Consider the following 20,167-nt stretch of genomic DNA (forward strand, 5'->3'; position numbering starts at 1 on the left):
CCAACACTACGTCCGTCCGGCTACTCCCCCTGCGGCTGCTCCTCCTCCGGCTCCATCAGCAGTCGGGCGTAGTTCGCCATCGACCGCTGGTAGCGGGGCAGGTGCGGAGCGAGCGCCGCCACCGCCTCCGCGACGGCCTCGCGCTCGTGCCCGGTGTCGACCAGGCAGAGCGCCAGGGTCGCGCTGATGGCGTCGTCCAGGTGGTCCGAGCCGCGCTCGCGCTCGGCCCTGAGCAGCGCCACGCCCTCCTCCGGGCGCCCCATGTTCCGCAGCGAGCTGGACATCTGGATCACCACCCGGCGCCGCCGCTCGCCGTCGAGTCCGGCCGCCAGCGCCTGCTGGTAGAGCGGCACGGCCAGGTCGGAGTGGCCGGTGGAGTCCTGGAAGGCGCCGCGCTCGAACAGCAGCACCGGGTGGCCCTCCGGAAGCTCGCCGATCAGTTTCTCGTGCCGGACCCGGAACTCCTCCTCCGGTAGATCCGGGAACTCCAGCCAGAGCGCGATGCTGCGCCGGTCCCATTCGGTGGTGATGGCGGTGGTGGGGATGGTCGTAGTACCTGTCTCCGTGGTCATGGGGAGAGCTTGGCGACCTTGCCGGTCCGCGCGCCAGTGATTAGGTTCAGACCGAATCACTCAGTGCCGACCCCGGAGCCCGCCATCGCCGTCACCCTCCGCTTCAGCCCGGCTGACCTGCGGCGGTGCCGGTTCGCCGTCTCCCCCGCCTTCGAGACGCTGTCCGCCGTGCGGGTCACCACCGGCCAGCAGCCACCGGACCACCACCGGCCCTGGCTGGACTCGGTCCGCCCGCGCCTGGACGGCCCCGACGGCCTGGACCTGCGCCCGCTCACCCTGCTGCAGCCGCGCCGCGGCTACACCCCCGACTTCCTCTCCCCGCCGCCCACCGGTCCGCAGGCCAGGTTCGAGGACGAGCTCACCCGGATCGCCGCGACCCCGCCCGGGCAGGTCCACGCCGAGATCGCGCGCTCGCTCCGGGAGACCCCCGGCGCATCCGGAACCGCCACCGGGCGGCTGTTGCTCGGCGATCCCGAACAGGTCCTGCCGATGCTCACCGGGCTGATCCGGACCGCCTGGACGACCCTGGTCGAACCGGTGTGGCCGCGGGTGCGGGCGCTGCTGGACGCCGATGTGGCGTTCCAGACCCGACGCCTGGCCGAGGGCGGCCTGGACCGGCTGTTCGCCGAACTGCACCCGATGCTGCGCTGGCAGGACAACGTGCTCACCCGGGTCCGCGGCGACGACGACCACCGCGACCTGGACGGCGAGGGGCTGGTGCTGATGCCCAGCGCCTTCAAGTGGCAGGAGGTGGTGGTCATCGTGGACCCGCCCTGGCAGCCCACCGTGGTCTATCCGGTCCGGGGCCTGGGCACCCTCTGGCCGTCCCGCCCGTCCGCGTCCAAGGACGGTACCCCGGACGGCAGTCCCGACGGCACCGCCGCCCTGGCCCGCCTCATCGGCCGCACCCGCGCCGCTCTGCTCACCGGCCTGGACACCCCGGCCAGCACCCAACTCCTGGCGCACCGCTACGCGCTGGCCCCCGGCACCGTCTCCGAGCACCTGACCGTCCTCCGCGACGCCGGCTTCGTGGTCGGCGAACGCCACCGCCACGAGATCCGCTACCGCCGCACCGAACTCGGCACCGCGGCGGCCAACGCACGACGTGCCCCGTCCCGCTGAACATCCGGCGGGACAGGGCACGTTGTCGACCTGCGGAACTACCGACGCGTCGCCCGCATCCGTCCCAGGATCGTGGACACGGCGATGATCGCCATGGTCCCGATCAGCATGATCGAGCCGATCACATTGATCTGCGCCGGGTACGACCGCTGCACCGAGCCGAAGATGTACATCGGGAAGGTGGTGCGCTGGCCGGCCGTGAACGCGGTGATGATGTAGTCGTCGATCGACAGCGCGAACGCCAGCAGCGCGGCGGCGGCGATGCCGGGGGCGACCAGCGGCAGGGTCACCTTCATGAAGGTCTGGGTCGGGGTGGCGTAGAGGTCCTGCGCCGCCCGCTCCAGGGTCGGGTCCATGCCCGCGAGCCGGGACTTGACCGTCACCACCACATAGCTGAGACAGAACATCACATGCGCGATGGTGATGGTCCAGAAGCCCAGCGAGCCGGGGCCGATGGTGTTGAAGAACAGCGCCGTCAGGGTGGCGCCCATGACCACCTCGGGGGCGGCCATCGGCAGGAACAGCAGGGCGTTGATGCCGGAGCGGGCCTTGAAGCGGTGCCGGACCATCGCGAAGGCGATCATCGTGCCCAGCGCGGTGGAGACCACGGTGGCGATCAGGCCGATCTCCAGGGACAGGCCCATGCTGCTGCACAGCGCCTGGTTGGCGCAGGGGTGGGCCCAGGCCTCGGTGGAGAACTGGTTCCAGGTGTAGTCGTACTTGCCGATCGGCTGGTTGAACGACATCACCAGGATGACCGCGTTCGGCAGCAGCATGAAGATGAAGATCACCACGGTGGCGGCGAGCAGCACGTGGTCGCCGATCCAGGCGAGCGGGCTGCGGCGGCGGATCTTCAGCGGGGCCGGCGCGATCGGGGCCGGGACTGCGGTTTGAGTCGCCATCAGATCAGGTCCTCCGTACCGGCCTTGCGGATGTACATCATGACCAGCACCAGCGTGCCGACCATCATGATGACCGACATGGCCGAACCGACCGGATAGCCGTCGGTCTTGCGCAGGAACAGGTTCTCGATGCTCTGGCCGACCACGCCGGTGTTGGCGTTGCCGAGCAGCTGGGCGTTGATGTAGTCGCCGATCGCCGGGATGAAGGTCAGCAGGGTGCCGCCGATCACGCCGGGCATGGACAGCGGAAGGGTGATCCGGCGCCAGGTCTGGAAGGTGCCGCAGTAGAGGTCGTTGCCGGCCTCCAGCAGCCGCGGGTCGATCTTCTCCAGCGAGGTGTACAGCGGGAGGATCATGAACGGCAGGAAGTTGTAGACCATGCCGCAGACCACCGCACCGGGGCTGGCCAGGACATGCGTGCCGACGGTGATCCCGAGCTTGCTGGTGATCTTGAGGATGTACAGGTCGTTCAGGATCCGGACCACGAAGCCGTTGTCGGCCAGGATGGTCTTCCAGGCGATGGTGCGGATCAGGAAGCTGGTGAAGGAGGGCACGATCACCAGGGCCATCAGCAGCGACTTCCACTTGCCGCCCTTGAAGGCGATGAAGTACGCCACCGGGTAGCCCAGCGCCAGGCAGAGCACCGTGGTCGCCACCGAGAAGATCCCGGAGTGCAGGTACTGCCGCCAGTACGGCTTGACCGCGTCGACGTAGTTGGCCCAGTGCCAGGTCAGCTTGAAGCCGTCGTCGAAGTTGCCGGTCTGCACCGAGGCCGACACCGAGGTGAGGATCGGGACCAGGAAGAACAGGATCAGCCACAGCAGACCCGGCAGCAGCAGCACCCAGGGGGTGAAGTTGCGCCGCGGCTTGCGGTCCTCCGGCGGCGCCCCGGCCGCCGGGGGGTCGGACTTGTCCAGCAGTGCGGTGCTGCTCACGCGGCGCCCTCCTCGTCCAGGGCCGCGCCCGCCCCGATGTCCTGGCTGCCGTCGAGGCCGAAGCCCTGGCTGGGATCCCAGTAGACGAAGACCTCGGTGCCGGGGCGCTGGATCGCGCGGCCGGTGTTCTGCTCGAACACCGAGATCTCCTGGCCCGAGGGCAGCTTGACCAGGTACTGGGTGGAGACGCCGATGAAGGAGGCGTCGGACACGGTGCCGCCGAGTGCGTTGAACCCGCTGGGGACGTCCGCCTCGCTCACCGCGAGCTGAACCTTCTCCGGACGGACACCCAGGATCACCTTGCCCGACACCGAGCGACAGCGCTTGGCGTCCAGAGTGAGCTTGCGGCCGTGCGCGGAGACGGTCACCACGTCGTCGGTGGAGGTCTCGACCGTCCCGGGGATCAGGTTGGACTGGCCGAGGAAGTTGGCGACGAAGGTCGTCGCCGGGTTCTCGTAGAGCTCGGCGGGGGAGCCCAACTGCTCGATCCGGCCGTGGTTCATCACCGCGATGGTGTCGGCCATGGTCATGGCCTCCTCCTGGTCGTGGGTGACATGCACGAAGGTGAGGCCGACCTCGGTCTGGATCCGCTTGAGCTCGATCTGCATCTGCCGGCGCAGCTTGAGGTCCAGCGCGCCCAGCGGCTCGTCCAGCAGCAGCACCTGGGGCTCGTTGATCAGCGCCCGGGCCAGCGCGATGCGCTGCTGCTGGCCGCCGGAGAGCTGGGTGGGCTTGCGCTTGGCCAGGTGGCCCAGCTCGACCAGCTCCAGCATCGCCTCGACCTGCGGCTTGACGCTCTTGAAGCCGCGGCGGCGGAGGCCGAAGGCGACGTTCTCGAAGATGTCCAGGTGCGGGAAGAGCGCGTAGTTCTGGAACACGGTGTTGACCGGCCGCCGGTAGGGCTTGGCGTCGGTGACGTCCTGGTCGCCCAGGAAGATCTGACCCGCCGTCGGGTCCTCCAGGCCGGAGACCATCCGCAGTGTCGTCGTCTTGCCGCAGCCGGACGCGCCGAGCAGGGCGAAGAAGGAGCCCTGAGGAATGGTCAGGTCGAGATTGTCGACCGCCGTGAAAGCGCCGAAGCGCTTGGTGAGGCCGACCAGGCGGAGGTCGCCGCCCTCGGTCCGGCCCAGTACGTCAGTGGAGCCCATCGAGATTCTTCTTTCGCGTCGGCGTCGGTGAGGTGTCCGTCGAACGGGGGCGGGCGGCCTACTGGCCGATGGCCTGCTGGAAACGGCTGGTGTAGTCGTCGAGCTGGGCGATGGTGAGCTTCATGAAGCCGTGCGCGTTGGCTTCCATCTGCTTGGTGGGGACGATCAGCGGCGAGGAGGCGGTCTCCGGGTCCAGCTTCTGCAGCGCCGCCACCGCGCCCTCGACCGAGGGGACGTAGTCGATGTAGTCGTCCAGCTCGGCGGCCACCTCCGGCTGGAGGTAGTAGTTGAGCATCTTCTCGGCGTTGGTCTTGTGCCGGGCGAAGTTGGGGATCACGCAGTTGTCCGACCAGGACAGCAGGCCCTCCTTGGGGAGGTTCAGGGTGACCAGGTAGTCCACCCCGAGCTGGGCCACGTCGCCGGAGTAGGCCATGGTCACCGCGGTGTTGCCGTTCTGGAAGTCGCTCAGGTAGTCGTTGCCGGTGAAGGCCCGCACCTGGCCCGAGCTCAGCGCCTTGCGCACGTACTCCAGCGCCTCGTTGAACTGCTGGTCGGTGAACTGCTCCGGGTTGTGCCCGAGGGCGAGCAGCGCCATCGCCACGGTGTCCTCCATCTCGCTGAACAGCGAGACCTTCCCGTGCAGGTCGGCCCGGGTGAAGACCTCGGCGATGGAGGTGATCGGCGTCTTCACCAGCTTGGTGTTGTACGCGATGGTGGTGAAGCCGTAGGCCCAGGGGATGGAGAAGCGGCGGCCCGGGTCGACCGGGTCCTTGAGCACGCTCGGCAGCAGGTTGGCGTGGTTGGGGATGTTGGCCAGGTCCAGTTCCTGCAGGTAGTCGTACGTCATGTACTTGGCCACCATGTAGTCGCTGACGACCATCACGTCGTACCCGGTGTCGATGCCCTTGACCAGGTACGGGTCGACCTTGGTGTAGAAGTCGTTGTTGTCGTTGATGATCTCCAGGTAGTCGACCTGGATGCCGGTCTGCTTGGTGAACGCGTTCAGCGTCGGGTGGACGCTGGGGTGCTTGTCGTCCTGGATGTCGATGTACGCCGGCCAGGTCGCCCAGACGACCTTCTTCTCGGTGGCCGAGTAGTCCTTCCCCGCCTGTCCGGTCGCCTTGGCGCCGGCGGGGACGACATGCCCCTGGACGCCGCAGGCCGACAGCGCTCCGGCGCCCGCCACGGCGAGGCCGCCCGCGGCGGCGCCCCGGAGCAGGGAGCGGCGGCTCATCGCGGCGGCGGTGGAACGGGCGCGGGTGCGGTTGGTGAACCGCGCCAGGTCTTCGAGGCTGAGGCCCTTCATGGGAGTGATGTGGCCTTTCTTCAGGCGGCACGGAAGGGGGATGGGGACAGAGGCTAGGACGAAAAGCTGCGGTTTCCAGGCTTCTAGGCGGCTTCGACAGCGGAATCGTTATCGTTCACGTCATTTGGCAACGTGATCCGCATCACCGCTCACCCTGAGTCACGCGGCGTCCCGAAATCCAGATACAGGATGTAAAAGGCGCAACAGAAGCCCTGCACATCTGACAGCCGCAGACGGCAGGGGCCGCACGGGAGAATCCCCCGTGCGGCCCCTGCGGCGTGAGCGTCATGGTCGGTATCCCTGCTCCGGAGTCGGTCGCCCGAACTCGGAAGCGGAGGGGCGTTCACCAGTTTCCCTAGAGTCTGAGCCCTGGTGTCGCCGTACATCAGCAGGCACTGCGTCAGTCGTCCGTACGCGTCCTTGACAGGTTGCTGCTTCCCAAGCCGGACTACCGCAGCTCGCGCCGGACCTCGACGACCCGGAAGCGGGAGGCCACGAAGGCGGCGTCGCAGTAGGCGGAGTTGGCGGCCGGGTTGGCGCCGGTGCCGTGCAGGTCGGAGAAGGCGGCGGTCTGGTTGACGTAGACCTGGCCGGTGAGGTTCAGCGACAGCGACACCCCCGCGTCCAGGCAGGCGTCCACCACGGCGGCCTCCACCTCCGCGGAGGTGGTGTACGCGGCGGCGGTCATCGCCCCGCGCTCGCGCACGGTGTCCCGCAGCTGCTCCACGGCCTGGGCGGTGGAGTCCACCGCGACCACGAAGGAGATCGGCCCGAAGCACTCCCCGGGCAGCGCGTCCCTGGCGATGTCCAGGCCGACCAGCGCCGGGGTGCGGACCACCGCGTCCGGGAAGTCTGGCACCGCGACGGCGCGCGGGGCCAGCAGCAGCTCGCCGTACTCGCCCTTCTCCGCCTGCTCCAGCCGCTGCAGCACGCCCGGGTTGACGATCGCGCCGAGCAGCCCGGCCGCGCGGGCGTCGTCGCCGAGCAGCCGGTCCAGCGAGCGGCCGAGGTCGGCGACGACCTCGGCGAAGGTCTTGTGCCCCTGGTCGGTCTCCAGACCGGCCCTGGGCAGCAGCAGGTTCTGCGGGGTGGTGCACATCTGCCCGCTGTACAGCGCCAGCGAGAAGGCCAGGTTGCCGAGCATCCCGGCGTAGTCCGCGGTGGAGTCGACCACGATCGTGTTGACGCCGGCCTTCTCGGTGTAGACCAGCGCCTGGCGGGCGTTGTCCTCCAGCCAGTTCCCGAACTCGCTGGACCCGGTGTAGTCGACGATCCGCACGTCCGGGTGCAGGGCCAGGGTCTTCGCCAGGCCCTCCCCGGGCTGCTCGGCGGCCAGCAGCACCACGTCGGGGCTGAAGCCGGCCTCGGCGAGCACCTCGCGGGCCACCGCGACGGTCAGCGCCAGCGGCAGCACGGCCCGCGGGTGCGGCTTCACCAGCACCGGGTTGCCCGCGGCCAGTGAGGCGAACAGGCCCGGGTAGCCGTTCCAGGTCGGGAAGGTGTTGCAGCCGATCAGCAGCGCGGTGCCGCGCGGCACCGCGGTGAACTCCTTCACCAGCCGCAGCGGGTCGCGCTTGCCCTGCGGCTTGGTCCACTCGGCGCGGGCCGGCAGCCGGGTCTGCTCGGCGTAGGCGCAGACCACCGCTTCGAGGCCGCGGTCCTGGGCGTGCGGGCCGCCGGCCTGGAAGGCCATTCCGGCCGCCTGCCCGGTGGTGTGCATCACGGCGGTGCCGAACTCGGGGGAGCGGGCGTTGATCCGGGCCAGGATCTCGATGCAGACCGCGGCCCGCAGCAGCGGTCCGGCCGCGGCCCAGCCGGGGCGCGCGGCCCGGGCGGCCGCGAACAGCGCCTCCGGATCGCCGGCGTGCGGATAGCTCACCCCCAGCGCGGGGCCGAACGGCGACTGCTCGCCGCCCTGCTCCGGGCCCGGCCCGACCAGCCCGTCCGTCCCGGGCTGGTCCAGCAGCAGCTCCCGCCCCTGCAGGGTGTCGAGCCCGACCGGCTCCCCGTACGCCCGGGGCGACTCGGGGTAGGCCGACCAGTAGTCGCGGGCGGCGAGCGCGGCGAGCGCGGCGTCCAGGGTGGCCTGGTGCCGGTCGATCAGCTCGTGGGGAATCTCTTGGGACATGGGGGCACTCCTCAGTGAGTCCTGGCTGCACTGCCGGAACTCAGACTAACCGAATGATCGGTCGGTTCAAGGGGTGGACGAGGACGCCCCCACGACTTTCCCCAGCACCCGTTCCAGCAGCGCCAGCTCCTCCTGGTCCAGCGCCAGCAGCCGCTGCGGCGGTCGGGCCAGGATCGACTCGGCCAGCTCCGCCATCTCCTGCCCGGCCGGCGTGTTCGTCACGATCTTGCAGCGGCGGTCGTCGGGGTGGACGCTGCGGACGACCAGACCGCGCCGCTCCAGGTCGTCCACCACCAGCGTGGTGTACGGCTTGTCGGTGCGCAGCCGCGCGGTCAGCTCGCTCATCCGCATCGGCCCGGCGGCCAGCCGCCGCAGCACCTTGCTGCGGATGAAGCTCATGCCGGTCACCTCGGCCAGCTGCACCATCCGCTCGTCCTCCTCCAACACGAGTTCGCGCATCACCCGGTAGGCCCGGGTGGCGGCGTCGACCCCCTGCTGCCCGTCCTCTGCGGCAGTGGTCATGCGGCGACCTCCGTCCTGACGGCCGCCGGCTCGCTGAGCCTGGCGGCATTGCGGGCGGCGGTCCCCCGGGCCCAGGCCCCGGTGGTGAGCACGCCCAGGACCAGCACCGCGAGCCCGCAGCCCACGGTGATCCACCAGCCGATGTGGCTGGCCGAGGTGAAGGCGGCCGCGCCCGCGGAGCCGTGCACCGAGGAGGTGACCACCGAGACGATGACCGCGACCCCCAGCGACTGCCCGACCTGACGGCTGGTGGAGGCGACGGCCGCCGCCACCCCGGCCTGGCTGCGCGGCATCCCGGAGACCGCGGTGTTGGTGATCGGCGCGTTGATCATGCCGAAGCCGAGGCCGAACAGCAGGTACGCGGCCATCAGCTGGGCCACCGGGGTGGTCAGGCTGAGCCCGGTCAGCATCAGCCCGCTCGCGGACATGGTGATCCCGGCGACGATCAGCGGGATCCGCGGACCGCGGGCACCGACGATCCGTCCGGACAGCGGTGCGAAGACCACTGTCATCGCCGCCATCGGCAGGGTGTAGAGACCGGCCCTGAGCGCGCTGTAGCCGAGCGCGTTCTGCAGGTACAGGGTGTTCAGGAAGAGGAAGCCGGCCAGCGCGGCGAAGCCGCAGACCGCTATCACGGTGGCCCCGGAGAACGGGACACTGCGGAAGAAGCGCAGGTCGATCAGGGGCTCGTCGCGGCGCGGCTCGTAGGCCAGCAGTCCGGCCAGGGCGGCCACGCCCAGGGCGAAGCAGCCGATGGTCTGTGCGGAGGTCCAGCCGGCGGTGGGGGCCTCGATGATGCCGTAGGTGATCGAGGCCAGCAGGGTGATCACCAGCAGCTGGCCGACCGGGTCCACCCGGCGCGCCTTGGCGGCCTTGGACTCGGGCACGAAGCGGCCGGCCAGGACCAGCGCGGCGATGCCGACCGGGATGTTGATCCAGAAGATCGACTGCCAGCCGACCGAACCGACCAGGAGCCCGCCGAGGACCGGGCCGAGCGCCATGCTGACCCCGACGGTGCCGCCCCAGACGCCGATGGCGCGGGCGCGCTCGCGCGGGTCGGTGAAGGTGTTGGTGATGATCGACATCGCCACCGGGTTGAGCATCGAGCCGCCGACGGCCTGGATCATGCGCGCCGCGATCAGCCAGCCCAGGCTGGGGGAGAGGCTGCAGAGCAGCGAGCCCAGGGTGAACAGGGCGAGACCGGCCTGGAAGGTCCGGCGCCGGCCGATCCGGTCGCCGGTGGAGCCGGACAGCATCAGCAGGCTGGCCAGCACCAGGGTGTAGGCGTCGATGGTCCACTGCAGCCCGGAGACCGAGGCGTGCAGATCGCGCTGGATGGAGGGCAGCGCCACGTTCACGATGGTGTTGTCGAGCCCGACGATGAACAGGCTCATGCAACAGATGGCGAGGACCAGGAAGCGCCTTCGGGCGCTCAGCGGTGATCCGGTGTCCACCGAGGTGTCGGCTTCCGGCATGGCGACCCACTTCATCAGTTTGACTTCTATAACCGTTATGACTGTACAACTATCTCTCCCGGGGTGCCACTCCGACGGCTGCCGCTAGGCTGCGCACCATGGTCGACAACTCGCGCGTGCAGCGCCGTGACGCGTACACCGTGGAAACGCTGCTCGCGGTGACGGTCCGGGTCTTCAACGAGCGCGGCTACGACGGCACCTCCATGGAGGACCTCTCCCGGGCCGCCGGGATCAGCAAGTCGTCGATCTACCACCACGTCCGTGGCAAGGAGGAACTGCTGCGGCTGGCCGTGGGCCGGGCCCTGGACGGGCTCTTCGGCATCCTGGACGAGCCCGCCGCCACCACCGGCCGCGCGGTCGACCGGCTGGAGCACGTGGTGCGCCGCACCACCGAGGTGCTGGCCGCCGAACTGCCGTACGTCACCCTGCTGCTGCGGGTGCGCGGCAACACCGCCACCGAGCAGTGGGCGCTGCAGCAGCGCCGCGCCTACGACCACCGGGTCGCGGAGCTGCTGGCCGAGGCCGTGCGCGACGGCGACCTGCGTTCCGACATCGAGCCCAGGCTGGCCACCCGGCTGCTCTACGGCATGATCAACTCACTGATCGAGTGGTACCGCCCGGGTCCGGACGAGAAGTCCGTCCAGCACATCGCCGACGCGGTCACCCTGCTCGCCTTCGGCGGCCTGCGCGCGCCCTGAGCGGCAGGCGGCGAGCTGCGGACGGCACCGGGCACCGGACGGTCAGTCCGGCAGCACCGGCGTCCGGTCGGTCTCGTCGAAGACCAGCAGGGTGTGGGTGCCCAGCACCTCGGGAATCGCCTGGATCCGGTTCAGCACCAGCTCCCGCAGGGCCCGGTTGTCCACCGTGTGCACCAGCATCAGCACGTCGAACTCCCCGCTGACCAGGGCCATGTGCTCGACCCCGGGCAGCTCCAGCAGCTGCCCCCTGACGGTGCGCCAGGAGTTCTGCACGATCTTCAGGGTGATGTACGCCGAGGCCCCCTGCCCGGCCCGCTCGTGGTCCACCCGCGCAGTGAACCCCCTGATCACGCCGGACTCCACCATCCGCGCGATCCGCGCGTAGGCATTGGCCCTGGACACATGGACCCGCTCGGCGACCGAGCGGATCGAGGCCCGCCCGTCCTGCTGCAGCAGCCGCAGGATGGCCCGGTCGATCCGGTCCAGCTGGCGCTGGTCGGAGCCGCCGCCGGCGCCCGAACCTCCGGCCGCCTCCCCCGAACCCGAGCCCGAGCCCGCGCCGGCGCCCCGTCCGTCGCCCGGAGCGGGAGCGGCGGGCTGCGGCGGAGCGGCCGGCTTCCTGCCGCGCCGGTCGGAGTCCGCCCGGCCCGCCGAGGGCCGCGCGGTGGGCACCGGTGGATGCGCCGCCCGGCCGCCGACCGATCCGGGCACGGCGGGGGACGCGGAGCGCTGGCGCGCCCGTTCGGCTATCCATTCGGCCGCCGAGCCCGACCGGATCGGGGGCAGCGGCGCATGCCGGGTCCGGCGGGGCTCACCCGATCCGGCCATCTGTTCAGCGGGCACGGTTCTTTCGCCTCCCCAGGTGGACACCCTGATTCCAGCACAGCGCGGGAGCAGCCGTTTGTCCACCACTTGCTCGTGACAGTAGCCGATTCGATCAATCGACCGAACAATCGGTAGGGAGCAGTGGCCCGTACCGGAGGAGCCCGATGACCGTTCTCGATCATGACCTGGCGGCTGCCTGGACGCCGGATGCGCACGGCCCGCGCCGTGACCCCGCACCGCTGCTCCCCGACCGCGAGCCGGTACGCGTCCTGGGCACACCCGCCCTGCGCCGTACGGTGGACTCCCCCGGCGGCCGCGAACTGCTGCGCGACCTGCACCGGCGCCTGGTCGTCGGACGGCGCTTCAACCAGCAGGCGACCACCCTCACCAAGCAGGGCCGGCTGGCCGTCTACCCCGCCTCGACCGGCCAGGAGGCCTGCCAGATCGCCGTGGCCGGCGCGCTGCGCCCGGGCGACTGGCTGTTCCCCAGCTACCGCGACACCCTCGCGGTGGTCTCCCGGGGCGTGGACCCGCTGGAGACGCTGACGCTGCTGCGCGGCAACGCCCACTGCGGCTACGACCCCTACCAGCACCAGGTCGCACCGCTGTCCACCCCGCTGGCCACCCAGGCGCCGCACGCGGTGGGCCTGGCCCACGCCGCCCGGATGCGCGGGGACTCCACGGTGGCGCTGGCCCTGGTCGGCGACGGCGGCACCAGTGAGGGCGACTTCCACGAGGCGCTGAACTTCGCCGGGGTGCTCAACGCCCCGGTGGTCTTCCTGGTCCAGAACAACGGCTACGCCATCTCGGTCCCGCTCGCCAAGCAGTCCGCGGCGCCCACCCTGGCCCACAAGGCGGTCGGCTACGGCATCCAGGGCCGACTGGTGGACGGCAACGACGCGGTCGCCGTGCACACCGTGCTCAGCGAGGCGGTACGGCACGCCCGCTCAGGGGAGGGCCCGGTGCTGGTCGAGGCGGTCACCTACCGCCTGGAGGCGCACACCAACGCCGACGACGCCGGGCGCTACCGCAGCGCCGAGGAGGTCGCCGACTGGCAGGCACGCGACCCGCTGACGCTGATGGAGCGCCATCTGCGCGAGGCCGGGGTGATCGGCGACGCCGAGGTGGCCGCGGCCACCGACGAGGCCGAACAGCTGGCCGATCGTATGCGGACGTTGTTTCACGTGAAACCTGATCTGGACCCGATGTCGCTGTTCGAACACGTCTACGCCGAGCCCACCCCGCAGCTGCGGGAGCAGGCGGCCCAGCTCGCCGCCGAACTGGCCGCCGAGGCCGCGACGGGGGACCAGCGATGACCACCGCCACCCCGTCCCGCACCCGGGCGGCCGGCGCCACCACCCTGGCCTCGGCCCTCAACCGCGCCCTGCGCGACTCGCTGCGCGAGGACCCGGCCGTGCACATCCTCGGCGAGGACGTCGGCACCCTGGGCGGGGTCTTCCGGATCACCGACGGCCTGGCCGCCGAGTTCGGCGCCGACCGCTGCCTGGACACCCCGCTGGCCGAGGCCGGCATCCTCGGCACCGCCGTCGGCATGGCCATGTACGGGCTGCGCCCGGTGGTGGAGATGCAGTTCGACGCCTTCGCCTACCCGGCCTTCGAGCAGCTGGTCTCGCACGTCGCCCGGATGCGCAACCGCACCGCCGGCCGGATGCCGCTGCCGATCACGGTGCGGATCCCCTACGGGGGTGGGATCGGCGGCGTGGAGCACCACAGCGACTCCTCCGAGGCCTACTACGCGCACACCCCCGGACTGCACGTGGTCACCCCGGCCACCGTCGCCGACGGCTACGGCCTGCTGCGGGCCGCCATCGCCTCCGACGACCCGGTGGTGTTCCTGGAGCCCAAGCGGCTCTACTGGTCCAAGGAGGACTGGTCGGCCGAGGCCCCGGCCCCGGTCGAGCCGATCGGGCGCGCGGTGGTCCGCCGCCGGGGCACCTCGGCCACCCTGATCACCTACGGTCCGTCACTTCCGGTCTGCCTGGAGGCCGCCGAGGCCGCCAAGGCCGAGGGCTGGGACCTGGCCGTGGTGGACCTGCGCAGCCTGGCACCGTTCGACGACGAGACCGTCGCCGCGGCGGTACGGGCCACCGGCCGCGCGGTGGTGGTGCACGAGTCCTCGGGCTTCGCCGGGGTGGGCGCGGAGATCGCGGCCCGGGTCTCCGAACGCTGCTTCCACCATCTGGCCGCCCCGGTCCTGCGGGTCACCGGCTTCGACATCCCCTACCCGCCGCCGATGCTCGAACAGCACCACCTGCCCGGGGTGGACCGCATCCTCGACGCCGTAGGCCGGCTCCAGTGGGAGCAATGATGAACGAGACTCAAGTGGGAGCAGTGATCGCCCCGATGCCTTCCGTGCGCGAGTTCCCGCTGCCCGACCTCGGCGAGGGCCTGACCTCGGCGGAGATCGTCCGCTGGCTGGTCGAGGTCGGCGACGTGATCCAGGTCGACCAGCCGGTCGCCGAGGTGGAGACGGCCAAGGCCGTGGTCGAGGTGCCGTGCCCCTACGCGGGCGTGGTCACCTCCCGCTTCGGCGAGGCCGGCGCCGAGGTGCCGGTGGGCGCACCGCTGGTCACCGTCGCGGTCGCGGCGGCACCGGACGAGCCGACGGACGCCCCGGCCGAGGGCTCCGGCAACGTCCTGGTCGGCTACGGCACCACCGAGTCGTCCGGCAGCCGGCGCCGCCGGGTCACCACCGCTGTCAGCACAGCCGCCCCCGTTCCGGCCCGCGTCCCCGCCGTCATCTCCCCCCTGGTGCGCCGACTGGCCCGGGAGAACGGCATCGATCTCGCCACCGTCACCGGCAGCGGCCCGGACGGCCTGATCATGCGCGCCGACGTGACGCTCCCTCAGGCCGCCCCCGCAGCGGCCCCCGCTCCGACCGGTGCTCCGACCGATGAGGTCGTCCCGCTGCGCGGCGTGGCCCGGATCGCCGCCGAGACCTTCTCCCGCAGCCGGCGCGAGATCCCGGACGCCACCTGCTGGGTGGACGCCGACGCCACCGAACTCCTGGCCGCCCGGCGGACCCTGGACCTCGGACTGCTCGCCCTGCTCGGCCGGATCTGCACCGCGGCCCTGGCCAGGTACCCGGAGCTCAACTCCAGCGTGGTGACCGGTCCGGACGGGGCCGCCACCGGTGTCCGCCGCCACTCCGCGGTCCATCTGGGCTTCGCCGCGCAGACCCCGCGCGGGCTGGCCGTCCCCGTGGTCAGGGACGCGCACCTGCTCAGCACCGACCAGCTGGCCGCCGAACTGGCCCGGCTCACCGCGTCCGCCCGCGAGGGCCGGCTCGGCCCGGCCGAGCTCACCGGCGGCACCTTCACCCTGAACAACTACGGCGTCTTCGGCGTCGACGGCTCGACACCGATCATCAACCACCCCGAGGCGGCCATGCTCGGAGTGGGCCGGATCGCCGCCAAACCCTGGGTGCACCAGGGCGAACTGGCCGTCCGCCAGGTGGTGCAGCTGTCCTTCAGCTTCGACCACCGGGTCTGCGACGGAGCGGTCGCCGGAGCCTTCCTGCGCTTCGTCGCCGACGCGGTGGAGTCCCCGGTGACGCTACTGCGGAACCTCTGACCGGTTGACCGGCCGCTCCGCCTGCTTGCCGATGTGACGGGTCGTCGGCTGCCCCTCCGGGAACAGCACGAAGCGGGGCAGCCCGTCGTCGGCGACCCCGTCCCGCTGGAAGCCGGACCGGAGCAGCACGGCCTGCGAGGCCTTGTTGTCCGGCTCGGTGTGCGCGACCACCCGGCCGACCCCGGCACCGGCCAGCGCATAGGCCGTCAGCAGCCGTACCGCCTCGGTGACGTAGCCGTTGCCGCGCGCCGAGGCGGCGAGGTCGTAGCCGATCTCGACGCTGCCCCTGCTGGGCGGGCCGTGGAAGCCGACCCCGCCGACGGCCGCGCCGTCCTCCAGCCGGACGATCGCGAAGACGCCCCACTCCGGCTCGAACACGCCGCCCTCGGCGGCGCGCACCACACTGCTGCAGGCGTCCCTGGTGCCCTGGAACGGGCCGTCGGGGACCCAGCTGAACCCGCCGCCCCCGCCGCTCGCCAGTTCCTCGGCGGCGTCGGGACCGATCGCGCGCAGCTCGATCCGGTCGGTGCGGAGTACCGGTCGTGCGTAGTTCATCTGGCCCCTTTGCGCTGGTTGTCCACTCAGGCCAGCATGACGGACCGGACATGTCCCGCACAGGCGATTCCCTGCAAGAGGCCGACCGGGACTACAGCACGAAGGGGTTGCCGTCCGCGCTCGTCATCGGCCGCCCGGCCGCCTCCCAGGCGTACATCCCGCCGTCGACGTTGACCGCGTCCCGGCCCTGGGCCACCAGGTACTGCACCACCTGGGCGGAGCGGCCGCCGACCCGGCACAGCACGTAGAGCTTCTGCTCCGGGAGCTCCTCGATCCGCGCCATCAGCTGGCCCATGGGGATGTGCAGCGCCCCGTCGACATGGCCCGCCTCCCACTCGTCCTGCTCCCGGACGTCGAGCAGCGCGCCCTCGGCGGGCACGGAAGCGGCGTCCACAGTGGGGACGGAGGCGTGGAACATCTGACTCTCCAGAGATCGGGTGTCGCGGTCGCGCACGTCGGTGGTTCGGTTAGGTAGTGGTGTACGTCGATTGTCGCCGACGGCGGTCACACCGTGCCGACCAGCCGGTCCAGCTCGGCCTGCCGGGTCGAGACCGACTCCAGCAGCTGCTCGGCCAGCACCTCCAGCAGCGCGTCGGGGTCGTCCGGCAGCAGCATCAGCAGCTGCCCCATCGGGCTGTCCACCAGCTCCGCGCGGGTCTCCTCGATCCGGCGCAGCCGAGCGGTCAGCCAGTCCAGCCGCTGCCGCAGCCAGGCCAGCCGCTCCGGGGTGCCCTCGGCCGGGGCGCCGTTGTCGCCGGTCTCGCCGGCCCACTCCTCGGCGAGCGCGGCCAGGGCCAGCACGTCGCCGCGCGCATAGGCCTCGTTGACCCTGGCGATGAAGGCTCCGCGGAGTTCCTGCTCGGCCGGGTCCTGGGCCAGGTCCGGGTGGGCCCTGCGGGCCAGGTCCCGGTAGAGCCGCTGGGCCTCCTTGTCCGGCCGGATCCGCTGCGGCGCCTGCGGGATGACGGGCTGTTCGGTCCCGCCCCCCTCGGCACCGCCGTCGGACTCGCCCCTGGCCGCCGCGTCCGCCTCGGCGAAGAACGCCTCCAGGTCCGGCATCGGCTCGACCACGTTGCGGGCCTCGAAGGCCCGCCTGATGTCCTCGGGGTCGCCGGTCCGGGCCGCCGTGGCCTCGGCGATCAACGCGTCCAGCTCGTCCAGCCGCACGTACATCGGGCCCAGGCGCTGGTGGTGCACCAGCGCGAAGTTGTCCAGCTCCACCCGCAGGGTCTCGACCTCGACCTCGGCGTCGACCCAGCGGGCCTCCGTCTGCGCGATCTGCTCCTCGAGCCGCTGCTCCTCCGGATCGATCCAGCGGACCGGACTGTCGGCAGCCATCTCGCAACCTCACTGCTTGTTGTTTGTCCCGCGTGCCAGCCCCGTCACCCTACTGTCCCCGGGTTGTGCTTGAGGGCGCACACTAGGGCGTGCGAGCCCGCGTGCACCACTGGCCGAGCCAAATGTTCCCCGATGTCAGGCAGCGGAGGCAGGTTTCATGCTTGCCTGGGGTATTCCAGTAGGTGCCGGCGCTCGGAGCGGCAGGTGCGCGAGAGAGGGTGAGTATGGCGGAAGAGACCTTCGCGGCTCCTGAGCGAGGGCGGCGCAAGGCTGCCCTGAACGACTCCGCCCTTGGCTCTCCTGCCCCGTACGGGGCCAAGCATCCGGCGAATCCGGTCACCCCGCCGCCGGCCGACCCGGCACGCCCCGCGCCGCCCGGCGTGGTCGCCGTGGTGCGGCTGGCCGCACTGATGATCGATCCCGACGGACGGGTGTGCCACTGGAACCGCGCCGCGGAGGAGGTCTTCGGCCACCGCCGCGACGACGTCTTCGACCGCCCCGCCTCGGGGCTGCTCCCGCTGGCCAGGACCGCCGCGGCGGCAGCCACCGGCTCCAGCGGCTCCTCCGGCGCCTCCTCCAGCGGCCGCCTCGGCAACGCCCTGGACCGGCTGGACGACCTCACCTCCTACACCCCGGCCTGGTCCGGCGACCTGCTGGTGACCGACCGCGACGGCCGGGCCGTCGACATCCTGTGCTGGGCCTACCGGTTGATCGAGCCGGTCGGACGCAGCCTGCTGGTGCTGGCCGCGGACGCCCGACCGCTGCGGGCCTCCGGGCCGCGGATCGCCCTCGGCGACCAGCTGCTGCCCTACGCGGCCACGGCCGCCAGTGGGGCGGGCGGTATCCAGGTGGCGCCGGCCCGCTGCACCTCCACCGGCTCCGCCGACTCGTCCCGCAGCGCCGAGCGGCTGACCACGGTGCTGCCCCGGACCTCGGAGGACCGCCGGCTGCGGCTGATCGGGCAGATCGTCGCCGGGGGCGCGCCCGCGCTGCTGATCGACGGCACCCTGCGCCTGCCGGTGCTGCCGCAGGAGTTCCCGGACGACCACCCCTCGTCGACCTACGCCCCGCTCGGCTGGCAGAGCGAGGACCCGCGCACCGGACGGCTCAAGGAGTTCCCGCAGCCCCGCAGCGACCAGGGCCACAGCCGGCAGGACTACGGCGACCAGGGCCGTGCCGAGCCGGGCTACAGCGAGCCGGCCCGCGCCGAGCGTCCGGTCGGCGTCCGGCTGCGCCGGCCCGGCACCGAGGAGGGGCCCTTCAGCGGCCCTCCGACCGTCCCCACGCTGCTGCTCCCGCCGGGCCTCGCCGACGGCAGCACCCCGGTGCCGCTGCCCGCCGCCGACCCCGCCAATGAGCAGCTGCGGCTGCTGAGCCACGCCGGCGCCCGGATCGGCACCACCCTGGACCTGGATGTGACGGTCCATGAGCTGTGCCAGGTCGTCGTCCCCGGTATCGCCGACTTCGCCTGCGTGGACCTGCGCGACCGGCTGATCGTCGACACCGAGCTGCCGCGCGACCGCCCCGACGACGAGACCCAGCTGCGCCGGGTGGCCCGCGCCTTCAGCGAGTCGCTGGCGGGCTGGGAGCACCAGGTCCACGAGGGCACCCTGTTCTCGCTGTCCAGGACCACCCCCTCGGGGCTTGCCCTGCAGAGCAACCAGCCGGTGCTGGTGCCGGTGGTCGAGGCCGCCGTCGCCGAGGAGTGCGCCGCCGGTCGCGGCTCGGGCCTGCTGGCGCCGCTGTTCGAGGGCCGCTCGATGCTGGTGCTGCCGCTGGCGGCCCGCGGCACCGTGCTGGGCATCCTGACGCTGCTGCGCAACGCCGACCAGCCGCCGTTCGACGAGACCGACGCCGCGTACCTGCGCGAGCTGGCCGCCCGCGCCGCGCTGTCCATCGACAACGCCCGGCTGCACCGGATGGAGGCCAAGACGGCGCTGACGCTGCAGCGCAGCATGCTGCCGAGCCGTCCGCCGAAGATCCCCGGCGTGCTGATCGCACACCGCTACATCCCGGGCGACCGCCGGGCCGAGGTCGGCGGGGACTGGTTCGACGCGGTGCAACTGCCGGGCAGCCGGGTGGCGCTGGTGGTCGGCGACGTGATGGGCCACGGCCTGCACTCGGCGGTGGCGATGGGCCGCTTCCGCACCGCGATGCAGACCCTGGCCGCGCTGGACCTGCCCCCGGGCCAGATCCTGCGGCACCTGGACAACCTCTCCCAGCGGCTCGGCGACGACCACCTGGCGACCTGCCTCTACGCGGTCTACGACCCGATCGCCCGGACCTGCACCCTGGCCAGTGCCGGACACGTCCCGCCGGTGCTGGTCCATCCGGACGGGCGCGGTGAGCTGCTGGAGATCCCCTCGGGCGCGCCGATCGGCGTCGGCGGGGTGCCGTTCGCCTCCCGCGAGATCAAGGTCGCCGACGGCAGCATGCTGGTGCTGTGCACCGACGGCCTGGTGGAGATGCGCGGCGGCGACATAGGCGATGGGCTGGCCGCGCTCTGCGGCGACATCGTCGATCCGCGGCGCAGCCCGGACGAGGTCTGCGACACCGTGCTGGAGCGGCTGCACACCGACGATCGCAGCGACGACCTGGCCCTGCTGATCGCCCGCTTCGACGGCATCCCGCCGCAGGACGTGATCTCCTGGTCGCTGCAGCTCGACTCCACCGAGGTGCGCCGGGCCCGGCTGATGGTGCGTGAGCAGCTGGCGCTGTGGGGCCTGCAGGAGCTGAGCGAGACGACCGAGCTGCTGGTCAGCGAGCTGGTGACCAATGCGCTCCGGGTCGCCAAGGACCGGGTCGAACTGCAGCTGATGCGGGTCGGCAAACTGCTGGTCGAGGTCAGCGACGACGACCACAACCTGCCGTCGCTGGAGCCCTCCGAGGCGCTGGACGAGGACGGCCGGGGACTGAGCCTGGTCAGCCACCTGTCGGCGCGCTGGGGGACCAGCCGCAAGGCGGTCGGCAAGGTGGTCTGGTTCGAGTTGCCGCTGCCGCACCGCGGCTGACGGGTCGGACTGCACAACTCCTTCTTTGGTTGTACT

Annotated in this window: 18 protein-coding genes; 6 read left to right on the top strand and 12 right to left on the bottom strand. The window is 71.6% G+C overall.

Features of this window, described 5'->3' with window-relative positions; all coding sequences use genetic code 11:
• Positions 1-20: 20 nt before the first annotated feature.
• Positions 21-572: a tetratricopeptide repeat protein gene (locus tag ABUW04_RS13325; protein ID WP_380564696.1), complete on the bottom strand. Its 552-nt coding sequence runs from the start codon at positions 570-572 to the stop codon at positions 21-23.
• A 63-nt stretch (positions 573-635) separates the two neighbouring features.
• Here ABUW04_RS13325 and ABUW04_RS13330 point away from each other — a divergent pair, with 63 nt between their 5' ends.
• Positions 636-1,694, top strand: coding sequence for an ArsR/SmtB family transcription factor (locus tag ABUW04_RS13330; protein ID WP_380564697.1), 1,059 nt, complete (start codon positions 636-638; stop codon positions 1,692-1,694).
• 38 nt (positions 1,695-1,732) lie between these two features.
• On the opposite strand, the gene ABUW04_RS13335 is transcribed toward ABUW04_RS13330, so the two are convergent.
• From ABUW04_RS13335 to ABUW04_RS13365, 7 genes are all read right to left on the bottom strand, one after another.
• Entirely contained in the window at positions 1,733-2,596 is an 864-nt protein-coding gene (locus ABUW04_RS13335; protein WP_037595355.1) for an ABC transporter permease, read from the bottom strand.
• The gene (locus ABUW04_RS13340; RefSeq protein ID WP_051725337.1) at positions 2,596-3,531 is read right to left on the bottom strand and encodes an ABC transporter permease; all 936 of its coding nucleotides are present in this window, start codon (positions 3,529-3,531) and stop codon (positions 2,596-2,598) included. Before ABUW04_RS13340 ends, ABUW04_RS13335 begins: the two co-directional genes overlap by 1 nt.
• Positions 3,528-4,679 (bottom strand): ABC transporter ATP-binding protein, encoded by a 1,152-nt coding sequence (locus ABUW04_RS13345; RefSeq protein WP_030254300.1) that lies wholly within the window; start codon positions 4,677-4,679, stop codon positions 3,528-3,530. Before ABUW04_RS13345 ends, ABUW04_RS13340 begins: the two co-directional genes overlap by 4 nt.
• Positions 4,680-4,737: 58 nt before the next feature.
• Entirely contained in the window at positions 4,738-5,985 is a 1,248-nt protein-coding gene (locus tag ABUW04_RS13350) for a polyamine ABC transporter substrate-binding protein (RefSeq protein WP_051725338.1), read from the bottom strand.
• 448 nt (positions 5,986-6,433) lie between these two features.
• Entirely contained in the window at positions 6,434-8,113 is a 1,680-nt protein-coding gene (gene paaN / locus ABUW04_RS13355) for a phenylacetic acid degradation protein PaaN (RefSeq protein ID WP_030254306.1), read from the bottom strand.
• 66 nt (positions 8,114-8,179) lie between these two features.
• Positions 8,180-8,635 (bottom strand): MarR family winged helix-turn-helix transcriptional regulator, encoded by a 456-nt coding sequence (locus ABUW04_RS13360; protein ID WP_051725339.1) that lies wholly within the window; start codon positions 8,633-8,635, stop codon positions 8,180-8,182.
• Positions 8,632-10,110: an MFS transporter gene (locus tag ABUW04_RS13365; protein WP_380564698.1), complete on the bottom strand. Its 1,479-nt coding sequence runs from the start codon at positions 10,108-10,110 to the stop codon at positions 8,632-8,634. The genes ABUW04_RS13360 and ABUW04_RS13365 overlap by 4 nt, the downstream gene beginning before the upstream one ends.
• Positions 10,111-10,208: 98 nt before the next feature.
• Here ABUW04_RS13365 and ABUW04_RS13370 point away from each other — a divergent pair, with 98 nt between their 5' ends.
• Positions 10,209-10,808 carry a TetR/AcrR family transcriptional regulator gene (locus tag ABUW04_RS13370; RefSeq protein ID WP_030254314.1) on the top strand — a complete coding sequence of 200 codons (600 nt, stop codon included), beginning with the start codon at positions 10,209-10,211 and terminating at the stop codon, positions 10,806-10,808.
• Positions 10,809-10,850: 42 nt separating this feature from the next.
• Here ABUW04_RS13370 and ABUW04_RS13375 read toward each other — a convergent pair whose 3' ends face one another.
• Positions 10,851-11,480: an Lrp/AsnC family transcriptional regulator gene (locus ABUW04_RS13375; protein ID WP_380565031.1), complete on the bottom strand. Its 630-nt coding sequence runs from the start codon at positions 11,478-11,480 to the stop codon at positions 10,851-10,853.
• A 317-nt stretch (positions 11,481-11,797) separates the two neighbouring features.
• Between ABUW04_RS13375 and pdhA the strand changes: the two genes are divergently transcribed.
• The 3 genes from pdhA to ABUW04_RS13390 are packed head-to-tail and all read left to right on the top strand — an operon-like array spanning position 11,798 to position 15,227.
• Complete coding sequence (pdhA, locus tag ABUW04_RS13380; RefSeq protein WP_380564699.1) at positions 11,798-12,949, top strand: pyruvate dehydrogenase (acetyl-transferring) E1 component subunit alpha; 1,152 nt, start codon at positions 11,798-11,800, stop codon at positions 12,947-12,949.
• The gene (locus ABUW04_RS13385; RefSeq protein WP_380564700.1) at positions 12,946-13,962 is read left to right on the top strand and encodes an alpha-ketoacid dehydrogenase subunit beta; all 1,017 of its coding nucleotides are present in this window, start codon (positions 12,946-12,948) and stop codon (positions 13,960-13,962) included. The genes pdhA and ABUW04_RS13385 overlap by 4 nt, the downstream gene beginning before the upstream one ends.
• Positions 13,963-13,997: 35 nt before the next feature.
• A complete protein-coding gene (locus tag ABUW04_RS13390; RefSeq protein ID WP_380565033.1) occupies positions 13,998-15,227 on the top strand; it encodes a dihydrolipoamide acetyltransferase family protein in 1,230 nt (409 codons plus the stop codon).
• On the opposite strand, the gene ABUW04_RS13395 is transcribed toward ABUW04_RS13390, so the two are convergent.
• The 3 genes from ABUW04_RS13395 to ABUW04_RS13405 all read right to left on the bottom strand — a co-directional run bounded on the left by ABUW04_RS13395 (position 15,210) and on the right by ABUW04_RS13405 (position 17,120).
• Entirely contained in the window at positions 15,210-15,782 is a 573-nt protein-coding gene (locus tag ABUW04_RS13395) for a GNAT family N-acetyltransferase (RefSeq protein ID WP_380564701.1), read from the bottom strand. The genes ABUW04_RS13390 and ABUW04_RS13395 overlap by 18 nt on opposite strands.
• A 91-nt stretch (positions 15,783-15,873) precedes the next feature.
• A complete protein-coding gene (locus ABUW04_RS13400) occupies positions 15,874-16,200 on the bottom strand; it encodes a rhodanese-like domain-containing protein (RefSeq protein ID WP_030254332.1) in 327 nt (108 codons plus the stop codon).
• Positions 16,201-16,286: 86 nt separating this feature from the next.
• Positions 16,287-17,120 carry a J domain-containing protein gene (locus ABUW04_RS13405; RefSeq protein ID WP_030254335.1) on the bottom strand — a complete coding sequence of 278 codons (834 nt, stop codon included), beginning with the start codon at positions 17,118-17,120 and terminating at the stop codon, positions 16,287-16,289.
• 224 nt (positions 17,121-17,344) lie between these two features.
• Here ABUW04_RS13405 and ABUW04_RS13410 point away from each other — a divergent pair, with 224 nt between their 5' ends.
• A complete protein-coding gene (locus ABUW04_RS13410; RefSeq protein ID WP_380564702.1) occupies positions 17,345-20,131 on the top strand; it encodes an ATP-binding SpoIIE family protein phosphatase in 2,787 nt (928 codons plus the stop codon).
• Positions 20,132-20,167 lie beyond the last annotated feature (36 nt).

It is taken from the genome of Streptacidiphilus jeojiensis (assembly GCF_042510965.1).
In the GTDB taxonomy this organism is placed as follows: Bacteria; Actinomycetota; Actinomycetes; order Streptomycetales; family Streptomycetaceae; genus Streptacidiphilus; species Streptacidiphilus jeojiensis.

Bases quoted from the DNA above. Each gene is read 5' to 3' on its own strand.
- ABUW04_RS13325 (WP_380564696.1), bottom strand. From the start codon at position 572: ATGACCACGGAGACAGGTACTACGACCATCCCCACCACCGCCATCACC.
- ABUW04_RS13335 (WP_037595355.1), bottom strand. From the start codon at position 2,596: ATGGCGACTCAAACCGCAGTCCCGGCCCCGATCGCGCCGGCCCCGCTG.
- ABUW04_RS13345 (WP_030254300.1), bottom strand. From the start codon at position 4,679: ATGGGCTCCACTGACGTACTGGGCCGGACCGAGGGCGGCGACCTCCGC.
- ABUW04_RS13350 (WP_051725338.1), bottom strand. From the start codon at position 5,985: ATGAAGGGCCTCAGCCTCGAAGACCTGGCGCGGTTCACCAACCGCACC.
- paaN (WP_030254306.1), bottom strand. From the start codon at position 8,113: ATGTCCCAAGAGATTCCCCACGAGCTGATCGACCGGCACCAGGCCACC.
- ABUW04_RS13360 (WP_051725339.1), bottom strand. From the start codon at position 8,635: ATGACCACTGCCGCAGAGGACGGGCAGCAGGGGGTCGACGCCGCCACC.
- ABUW04_RS13365 (WP_380564698.1), bottom strand. From the start codon at position 10,110: ATGCCGGAAGCCGACACCTCGGTGGACACCGGATCACCGCTGAGCGCC.
- ABUW04_RS13370 (WP_030254314.1), top strand. From the start codon at position 10,209: ATGGTCGACAACTCGCGCGTGCAGCGCCGTGACGCGTACACCGTGGAA.
- pdhA (WP_380564699.1), top strand. From the start codon at position 11,798: ATGACCGTTCTCGATCATGACCTGGCGGCTGCCTGGACGCCGGATGCG.
- ABUW04_RS13385 (WP_380564700.1), top strand. From the start codon at position 12,946: ATGACCACCGCCACCCCGTCCCGCACCCGGGCGGCCGGCGCCACCACC.
- ABUW04_RS13390 (WP_380565033.1), top strand. From the start codon at position 13,998: ATGCCTTCCGTGCGCGAGTTCCCGCTGCCCGACCTCGGCGAGGGCCTG.
- ABUW04_RS13395 (WP_380564701.1), bottom strand. From the start codon at position 15,782: ATGAACTACGCACGACCGGTACTCCGCACCGACCGGATCGAGCTGCGC.
- ABUW04_RS13400 (WP_030254332.1), bottom strand. From the start codon at position 16,200: ATGTTCCACGCCTCCGTCCCCACTGTGGACGCCGCTTCCGTGCCCGCC.
- ABUW04_RS13405 (WP_030254335.1), bottom strand. From the start codon at position 17,120: ATGGCTGCCGACAGTCCGGTCCGCTGGATCGATCCGGAGGAGCAGCGG.
- ABUW04_RS13410 (WP_380564702.1), top strand. From the start codon at position 17,345: ATGGCGGAAGAGACCTTCGCGGCTCCTGAGCGAGGGCGGCGCAAGGCT.